Raw genomic sequence first — 8,555 nt, 5'->3', positions numbered from 1 at the left:
ACAGAGATTATAATGCAAGTCTTAATTTAAGAGATTGCTTAACTTACAAAATAGCACAGTAAAAGTTATTGTAAGTATGTACCGATGGCTAGTCGGGAATTTACGACTGTGAAGTATCATATCAAATGCAAGTAGTTTTTATAACAAAAGCAGATACATTGAAACAGTAAAATTCTTGAAATGTTTATATTTGATTACATTTTAAGTAGCAGAAGAAATGGAAGATAAAAATTTAAAAAAAGAAATAAGTCTTTTTATGGCAACTATGCTTGTGTGTGGTAATATGGTAGGGTCAGGAGTATTTATGTTACCATCAACTCTTGCTCAGGTTTCAGGTGCTGGAGGCACAATAATTGCATGGATACTTACAACAATAGGTTCAATACTTATTGCAATTTCATTTGCAAATTTGGGAAGCAAATATCCTCAAGATGGAGGAGCATATTATTATACAAAAGAAGCTTTTGGAGATTTTGCAGGTTTTTTAAGTGCATGGCTTTATTGGAATGGTTCATGGATTGGAAATGCAGCTATAATAGTAGCAGCTACAAGCTATTTATCTGTAGTCGTTCCTATACTTAATAATCCTATAATGTCATTAATATTTTCAAGTTTTATATTATGGATTTTTACATTTCTTAATATGGCAGGTGTAAAAAAAGCAGGAATTATTCAAGCTTTTATTACAGTTTTTAAAATATTATTTTTTACTCTATTTATTATAGTTGCATTTATGAATTTTGATTCGAGTAATATATTTCCTTTATTTCCTGAAGGAAAAGGTGTTTCATCCATCCCTATGGCAGCAACATCAACTCTTTGGGCCTTTGTAGGTTTAGAAAGTTCTACAATAACAGCTGGCGAAATAAAAAATCCAGAAAAAAATATTAAAAAAAGTACAATTTATGGACTTTTAATAGCTGCTGCTATTTATATGGCAATAAGTATAAGCAGTATGGGAGCTATGAGTAATATTAATCTTCAAAATAGTACTGCACCATTAACAGAAATACTTACAAATGCATTAGGAAATAACATTGGAAAGATATTAACTATTTCAGTTGTAATATGCATTATAGGAACAATAATAGGTTGGATATTATCTACAGCAAGAGTATCATATGCAGCTGGTATTGATGGAGTATTTCCTAAATTTTTTGGGAAAGTTAATGAAAAAACAGGAACACCAGTTAATTCACTTATTATAAGCTCTGTTCTTGTAAATATATTGCTTATTTTTAATTATCAAAAAGGAATGGTAGATGCATTTAATTTTATTACAATACTTGCCACATTATCTTATTTACCTGTTTATTTATTAAGTATATCAGCTGAGATTATGCTTAAATTTAAAAAAGAAAAAAATATCACAATAAGTGGTTTTATAAAAAAATCAATTATACCATTAATAGCTTTTATATATGTAATTTGGACAATATATGGTTCGGGGGCAGAAACAGTTATGTGGGGCTTTATACTTATGCTTATAGGTATTCCTATATATGTATATAATCATCATAAAAATAGAGTAGATAATATAGTATAAATTTGACCATATACATAATTTTTAATTTAATAGATAAAGAAAGAGAAAGTTTTTGGATGTTACTAGGGTATATGAATGGAATAATAGACGCAGGAGGAATACAGCTTATAAATGTACTTTTAGGAGATACAACTTTATCAGGATTTAAAAACTCAAAAGCCTTCTAATATTGAGCATCATCAATGTCCACCTTATGATGTACCAGTACATAGTGTTAAGCTTAAGAAAGATATGCCATTATATTTATTGATAAAAAAAGAAATAATAAGTGTTAATAGTTATCACCATCAAGCTATAAAAAATATAGCACCTAAATTAAGTGCTATGGCTTATTCTGAAGATGGATTAATAGAAGCTATTTGCGCCCCAGAGAAGAAATTTGTCTGGGCAACGCAATGGCATCCTGAATTTTTGTTCAAAAAAGATAATGATAATCTAAAAATACTTAAGGAATTTGTAAAATCATGTACTTAATTTTTTAGATTCTAATTTCATTAATTTAAGTTCCTTATATGCTAAAAATATACCAATTAAAGCTGCAACAAGGTCTGCTATTGGTCCTGCATACATAATGCCATCAATTCCCATGAATAATGGTAATATTATTATAAAAGGTAAAAGAACTATGATTTGTCTTGTTAAGGATAATATGATACCTTGCATAGGCTTTCCAATGGCAGTAAAAAAGTTAGATGAAATTGGTTGAATAAAATTTAAAAATGTAAAAAATAAGAATATTCTAAAATATGATTCAGCAAACTGATAATACATTTCGGAACCTGATCCAAATAACGAAATTATTTGTCTTGGGATTAATTGAAACATTAAAAATGATATTACAGAAATAATCATTCCCCATTTCATTGCAGTTAAATAGGCTTCTTTTACACGAGGGTATTTTTGGGCACCATAATTGAAACTTGCTATAGGTTGAAGTCCTTGAGAAATACCTATAATTACTGAGAAAAATATCATATTTACTTTTGCAATTATTCCAGAGCATGCAAGTGGAATGGAATCACCATATGATGATAAGGAACCATAGTATGTAAGGGAATTATTCATAACTATTTGTAAAACCATCATAGCAATTTGATTGAAAAATGGTGAAGCTCCTAATGAAGTTATTCTTAATATGTATTTAAGTTTTGGTATTAAGTGTTTTAATTTAAGCGTTACAGTTTTACATTTTCTTAAATAGCAAAAGGCAAGAATTGCTGAAAAAATTTGTCCAACTATTGTAGCAATTGCAGCACCTGCCATTCCCATATTAAAACCAAATATAAGTATTGGGTCTAGAATTGTGTTGATTATTGCACCAGATAAATTACATATCATAGTATATTTTGGACTACCATCAGCACGAATTAAATGACCTCCACCAGTGGAAAATATAAGAAATGGGAAGCCAAAGGAAGTAATCATTGTATATGTTTTTGCATAATCCATTATATTGTCAGGAGCACCAAAAGCTTTTAGCATAGGTGATAAAAATAGTTGTACTATTACAAATAAAATAATACCTGAGATAAATAGTAAAATAGCTGAATTACCAATATAGTATGTAGCTTCTTTTTCTTTTTTTGCACCCATAGATAAATTAAAATTAGAGGCACCACCAATTCCGAATAGAAGTGATAAGGCTACACATGAAATAGATAATGGAAATACAACATTTGTGGCAGCATTTCCAAGGGTACCTACACTTCTACCAATAAAAAATTGGTCTACAATGTTATAAAGAGCACCAACTATCATTGATATAATACTTGGTATTGAAAATTTCATGAGCAGTTTTTTTACTGGAGCCTCTCCCAGTGAGTTTCTTACATTTGCTTCCATAAAAATTTCTCCTTAATATTTATTTTGTCAACTTTATTATTATAGTATATTTTTTTGTTGTTTTTAAGTACATATACATTGTAATTTAAAATAACTAATGATTAATAATAATATGTGGTATAATAATTATAAATAATATAATCCATGTAAGGATAAATAAAAATGAATATCATAATAATTGGCGCAGGAAAGGTTGGTCAGACAATAGCTAGATACCTTTCAGATGAAAATGATAATGTTACAATTATTGATAACAAGGTTCAAGTATTAGAAAAAATTAATGATGAATTAGATGTAATGTGTGTAAAAGGAAATTGCACAGATTTAAGAGTTTTGTCAGAGGCAGGTATTAATGAAGCTGATATATTAATTGCTGTTACAAATAGTGATGAGCTTAATATGTTATGTTGTCTTGCTGCTAAAAAATTAGCAGCTAAATATACAGTAGCTAGAGTAAGAACACCTCATTATGACGAAGATGTAACTGTACTTGCAGATGCAATAGGAATTGATCTTATTATTAATCCAGAAAAAGCAGCTGCTAATGAAATTTCTAAGATGCTTAGATATCCATCTATATGCAGTATTGATGATTTTTCAAGAGGCCAAGTTAATCTTGTGGGATTTACTATTTCAGAGAATTCTGTTCTTGTAGATATGCGAGTGTGTGATATTGACTATATTAAAGGACTTATACTATTCTGCGGAGTAGAAAGGGATGATGATTTTATTATTCCTAATGGAGAATTTAAGTTTAAGAAAGAGGATAAAATTTATGTTATTGGAGAACATAAAAATATTGAAGGTTTCTTGAAAAGATTAGGAAAATACAAAAAAAGAGTTAAAAATGTCATGATAATTGGAGGCAGCAGAATAGGTTATTATTTAGCTAAATCTATAGATGATGTTGGTATAAAGCTTAAAAACATAAAGTTTAATAAAGAAAATCTAGTTGCAGTTATAGTAAGAAATGATAAAACAATAATTCCAAGCGGTGATGATTGTTTAAAAATAAATGATAGGGTAGTTATTGTTACAAAAAATCCTATGATTTTAGATATAAATGATATCTTTGATGGAGGTACTGTAAAAGATGAATTATAGGTTTATGCTAAAAATAATAGGAAATGTGTTAAAGTATGAACTTGCACTTTTATTATTACCTTTAGCAGTAGCAATATATTATGGTGAAGGCGATGCACAAAATCATTTATCATTACAATAATTATGTTTATACCACTAACGGTACTTTTATGTAATGTTAAAACTAACAGTAATGAAATATATGCAAAGGAAGGCTTTTGTACAGTAGGATTTACATGGATTGTTATTTCAATAGTTGGAGCTGTTCCATTTTTCTTAAGTGGAAGTATTCCGTCATTTATTGATGCATTTTTTGAAACTGTATCAGGTTTTACAACAACAGGTTCTACCATATTATCAGAGGTTCAATCCCTTCCTAAGGGGATACTTTTTTGGAGAAGTTTTACTCATTGGATAGGTGGAATGGGAGTTTTAATATTTGTATTAGCATTAGTACCTTCAATTAGTAAAAAAGCAATTTTTTTATTAAAGGCAGAAAGTCCTGGACCTACACCGGGTAAAATTCTTCCTAAAATAAAAGAAACTGCAAAAACATTATACATAATATATTTTGTATTAACAGTTATTCAAACCATTTTGTTGATGATTTCAGGATTATCTTTTTATGATTCTTTTTGGAATTAATTTTGCTCTTTATTTTCAACTATTAAAGGGTAAATTTACAAGCTTTTTTAAAAGTGAAGAGTTAAAATATTATTTATTAATGATTTTAATAGCAGTAGTGGTTATAACATTTAATATACTAGGATTAAATAAGGGAAACATAGGCCTTTCTATTAGGGAATCAGCCTTCCAAGTAGCATCAGTAATAACAACAATAAGTAATATTGGGCCAGGATTAGAATTAGTAGGACCAACGGGTAATTTTGCAGTTTTTTCGCCTATTAGTAAATTGGTCTTTTCATTTTGTATGTTAGCAGGAAGACTTGAAATATATCCTATGCTTATAATGTTTAGCACATCAATATGGAGAAAGAAATATTAATATATAAAAACAATTAAAGCAAGGAGTTGAGAAAATTGTATCCCATAAAGTTTAATAATTTATATTATGAAAGAATTTGGGGAGGGAGGGCTTTAGAAAAGTTTAGAGACAATGTTCCGAAAGATAAGATAATAGGTGAAAGCTGGGATATATCTTGTCATAAAAATGGTATAGGAACTGTAGTTAATGGTAGCCTACAAGGAAAAAAGTTCAATGAAATAATAGAAATATATAAAGACAAACTACTAGGAACAAAAATAAAAACAAAAGATTTTCCACTTCTTATAAAGCTTATTACAGCAGATGATAAATTATCAGTACAAGTTCATCCTAATGATGAATATGCTAGTAGAGTAGAAAATGATTCTGGCAAGACTGAAAGCTGGTATGTTATTGATGCCAAAGAAGGGGCTGAATTAATTGTAGGAACTAAAAATTGTACCAAAGAGAAATTTAAAGAAGCCATAGAAAAGGGAGATTTAGATAAATATTTAAATAAGGTAAAAGTTAAAAAGGGAGATTTTTTCTTTGTACAATCAGGATTAGTGCATGCTATATGTGAGGGAGTATTAATTGCTGAAATACAACAAAGTAGTGATACAACATATAGAGTATATGATTATAACAGAGGACGAGAAGTGCATATAGATAAAGCGCTTGATGTTATTGATTTTTCTCTAAATGGTAAAAAGCTTGAAGGAAAATTAGAAAGGCATGATAATTATTTAAAAACAATATTATGTGAAAGTGAGTATTTTACAATAGAGAAGTATGAAATAAAAAAATCTGTTAAGGAAAACAGTGATAAAGAAAGATTTTATCTTTTTACATGTGTGGATGGTAATGGAGTTATTAAATATAAAGATGGAGAAGAAAAAATACTAATGGGTGATAGTGTTTTTATACCTGCAACATTAGGTGAATATGAACTTATAGGAAATTTTACATTACTAAAGAGTTATGTTACAAAGTGTAATAAATAATAAAATTAGCTTATCATAAGTATATAGTATAAAAAGCTTATGGTAAGCTTTTTATATTAAAAACTTTATATTATAATTTCTAATAAGAGATATAATTAAGTAAAAAATTATATATTTTGCGAGGTGAAAATTATGGATAATGCAAAGCTTATTGAAATGATACATATAAACCCTAAAATGATAAAGGACATTGAAAATCCTACATATGAAATGATGTCGGTGGCTTTAAAAAAGGATGGACTTTTATTAAGATATATAAAAAATCATACAAAAAATTTAGAACAAATTGCATTTTGCAATAATAAAAGAGTAATTGAATATATAAATGATCCTAGCGAAAGTATGATGATTGAAGCAGTAAAAGATTCATGGAGTAATTTAAAATATATAAAAAATCCTACAAATGATGTTATAAAGGCTGCTGTTAAGGAAAAAGGTTGGGCAATTCAATATGTTGAAAATCCATCTAAGGAAATACAAATGGAAGCAGTAAAAAAGGATTACGATGCTATTAAGTATATAAAAGATCCAGAAGAAGATGTACAAATAGAAGCAGTAAAAAATAAATATGATGCTTTAAGGTATATAAAGAAGCCTAGTTTAAAGGCAGAAGTAGAGGCAATAAGAATAAATGAAGCAGCAGTAAATTTTATAGACAATTTAGATATAGAAAAGATAAAAATATTTCTAAAAGAGAATATACTTGTTATAAAATATATATTTGATAAAGTGTGTAAAGAAGATATTATCTGCATATTAAAAGAAGTTGTAAGTGATGAAAATGTATCAGAAAAATATATTAGGGATCTTTTAAATTGCAGTGTTATTGAGGTCGGTAGTGAAAAAATAGATATAGATAAAATTAATTTTATTTATAAGTATGGAAGTAAGAAGGCTAAAAGAATAACTGTAGATGAAAAATTAAGTTAATAAAACCAATATAATTAATTTTGCAAAGGAGAAAAGTAAAGTGAATTTTATTAGTACATTAAAAAGTGCTAAATTAGTTATTAAAACTAATGAAGTACCATTAATAGTTGGTGAAAGTGGCATTGGCAAAACTGCATTAGCAAAAAAACTTGCAGAAGATGAGAATTTAAATTTAGTATCAATAGATGGAAATTTGTTGAAAGAGGGTGAGATAGGCGGCTTGCCTACTATTGAATCTTATGAAACATTAGATGAAAGTGGCAAAAGAATTTATAAAAAATCTACAGTATATGCTGTTCATACTAAACTTAGAGAAATTGATAATTATATATTAAATAATAAAGGAGTTCTTTTATTTATAGATGAAATAAATAGATGTGAGCATACTGTTCAGCAGGAGCTTATGAATCTTATATTAAATAGAGAAATTAATGGTTATAATTTATCAAAGGAAGTTAAAATAATTGCAGCTATGAACCCTTCAGGAAAATATGGTGAAGATTTTGATTATCAAGTTGTAGATATGGATGCTGCTCAAGAAAATAGATTTGTATGGCTTAGAATGGAAAGTGATTCTGAAAATTGGATTAATTGGGCTATAAAAAATAATATTAATAATAAGGTAATAGAATTTATATCAAATTTTCCACAATATTTATATAAAAAGAATGAAGAGGATGTAGATGCTACACCAAGAAGTTATGAAAGAATTTCAAAAATCTTAAATATATATAGGGAAAACAAAGATTTAATAGAGAGAGAAGTTTTACTAAATGTTTTAAAAGGTAATGTGGGAAGAGTTATTGCACAGGAGTTAATTTCTTTTATTGAATCAAATGCTAAAGAATTAATATCATTTGATGATGTATTTTTTGGTGATGTAATTTCACAAAATATTATAGATAGGGTTAAAAAGGAAAGTCATACAAGACTTTATTTAGCAGCAACTAATATACTTGTGAAACTTAATAATAAAATAAAAAATATTAAAGAAGATGAAATATCATATTATATAAATAGATTTATTGAATTTATAAATTATTATCCTGCTGATTTAATGGTTGGTATTATGAAAGATATGAAAAATACTTATAATACTATTTATGAAAAAGCTCTTGATAATGACAAATTCATAGAGGGCTATTTTAAGTGCTATAAAGAGTAA

At 27.6% G+C, this 8,555-nt stretch carries 7 protein-coding genes and 1 pseudogene; 7 read left to right on the top strand and 1 reads right to left on the bottom strand.

The features are described 5' to 3' along the window. The first annotated feature begins 217 nt into the window (after window positions 1-217). Together ACTNAO_RS07615 and ACTNAO_RS07610 are read left to right on the top strand one after the other, a co-directional pair. Window positions 218-1,546 (top strand): APC family permease, encoded by a 1,329-nt coding sequence (locus ACTNAO_RS07615; protein ID WP_441027771.1) that lies wholly within the window; start codon window positions 218-220, stop codon window positions 1,544-1,546. A gap of 126 nt (window positions 1,547-1,672) precedes the next feature. Next, window positions 1,673-2,020 (top strand): gamma-glutamyl-gamma-aminobutyrate hydrolase family protein, encoded by a 348-nt coding sequence (locus ACTNAO_RS07610; protein WP_441048063.1) that lies wholly within the window; start codon window positions 1,673-1,675, stop codon window positions 2,018-2,020. On the opposite strand, the gene ACTNAO_RS07605 is transcribed toward ACTNAO_RS07610, so the two are convergent. Continuing rightward, window positions 2,009-3,388 carry an MATE family efflux transporter gene (locus ACTNAO_RS07605; protein ID WP_441027773.1) on the bottom strand — a complete coding sequence of 460 codons (1,380 nt, stop codon included), beginning with the start codon at window positions 3,386-3,388 and terminating at the stop codon, window positions 2,009-2,011. The two genes, ACTNAO_RS07610 and ACTNAO_RS07605, sit on opposite strands and share 12 nt — an antisense overlap. A 162-nt stretch (window positions 3,389-3,550) precedes the next feature. Here ACTNAO_RS07605 and ACTNAO_RS07600 point away from each other — a divergent pair, with 162 nt between their 5' ends. The 5 genes and pseudogenes from ACTNAO_RS07600 to ACTNAO_RS07580 all read left to right on the top strand — a co-directional run bounded on the left by ACTNAO_RS07600 (window position 3,551) and on the right by ACTNAO_RS07580 (window position 8,555). Continuing rightward, complete coding sequence (locus ACTNAO_RS07600) at window positions 3,551-4,492, top strand: NAD-binding protein (protein ID WP_441027774.1); 942 nt, start codon at window positions 3,551-3,553, stop codon at window positions 4,490-4,492. Continuing rightward, window positions 4,482-5,477: pseudogene (locus ACTNAO_RS07595) on the top strand (potassium transporter TrkG). Before ACTNAO_RS07600 ends, ACTNAO_RS07595 begins: the two are co-directional and overlap by 11 nt. A 35-nt stretch (window positions 5,478-5,512) precedes the next feature. Beyond that, complete coding sequence (locus tag ACTNAO_RS07590) at window positions 5,513-6,460, top strand: type I phosphomannose isomerase catalytic subunit (protein WP_441027775.1); 948 nt, start codon at window positions 5,513-5,515, stop codon at window positions 6,458-6,460. A gap of 132 nt (window positions 6,461-6,592) precedes the next feature. After that, window positions 6,593-7,390, top strand: coding sequence for a hypothetical protein (locus tag ACTNAO_RS07585; RefSeq protein ID WP_441027776.1), 798 nt, complete (start codon window positions 6,593-6,595; stop codon window positions 7,388-7,390). A 40-nt stretch (window positions 7,391-7,430) separates the two neighbouring features. Next, a complete protein-coding gene (locus ACTNAO_RS07580) occupies window positions 7,431-8,555 on the top strand; it encodes an ATP-binding protein (RefSeq protein WP_441027777.1) in 1,125 nt (374 codons plus the stop codon).

The sequence above is a fragment of the Clostridium sp. HCP1S3_C6 genome (assembly GCF_052066735.1).
GTDB lineage: Bacteria > Bacillota > Clostridia > Clostridiales > Clostridiaceae > Clostridium.
This window is presented reverse-complemented; position numbering and strand designations above follow the sequence as displayed.

Bases quoted from the DNA above. Each gene is read 5' to 3' on its own strand.
- ACTNAO_RS07600 (WP_441027774.1), top strand. From the start codon at position 3,551: ATGAATATCATAATAATTGGCGCAGGAAAGGTTGGTCAGACAATAGCT.
- ACTNAO_RS07605 (WP_441027773.1), bottom strand. From the start codon at position 3,388: ATGGAAGCAAATGTAAGAAACTCACTGGGAGAGGCTCCAGTAAAAAAA.
- ACTNAO_RS07615 (WP_441027771.1), top strand. From the start codon at position 218: ATGGAAGATAAAAATTTAAAAAAAGAAATAAGTCTTTTTATGGCAACT.
- ACTNAO_RS07585 (WP_441027776.1), top strand. From the start codon at position 6,593: ATGGATAATGCAAAGCTTATTGAAATGATACATATAAACCCTAAAATG.